The organism is Paenibacillus sp. 598K (assembly GCF_003851045.1).
Taxonomy (GTDB): Bacteria; Bacillota; Bacilli; order Paenibacillales; family Paenibacillaceae; genus Paenibacillus_D.
Map to the genome: position 1 here is coordinate 64,473 of NZ_BFBX01000009.1, position 417 is coordinate 64,889.

The following is a 417-nucleotide window of genomic DNA, read 5'->3' on the forward strand; positions in this document are numbered from 1 at the left end:
CCGCAGGTCGGCGACCATCTCGATAAACGTCTCATGCGGCAGCTCGCCGACGAGGACGTTGACCTCAGCCAGCAGATCGTCATCGTACAGGAAAACGTCGCGGCCTGCCGTGAACAACCCTTGCAAATAGGGAGCTATATGCCGCACCTGATCGGGCGTCCCGCGGATGTAGCCGCGAGCCCGCGAGACAAGCTCCGCGCGGCTCCGCAAGCCCCCGGCCACCGCCAGCGAGACGCAAACGCCCTCCAGCCGGGGCGGCAGCTCGTGGTCGTCGAGCAGCGCTCCCAGTTGCTCCGCCCAGCCGTCGTCCGAGAGCGACGAGGCGAGCATCGCCAGCAGCTTCAGCCCCTGGATGATCTCGCCATGCGTGTCCTCGGCGGTCCGGGCGATGCCGGGCAGCTGGTCGACCGCCCGCGC

At 68.6% G+C, this 417-nt stretch carries 1 protein-coding gene; it reads right to left on the bottom strand.

Annotated elements, in window-relative coordinates; genetic code table 11:
* Nucleotides 1-417, bottom strand: a 417-nt coding sequence (locus PA598K_RS35905) for a DUF5682 family protein (protein WP_221414092.1), incomplete at both ends; no start/stop codon positions are given.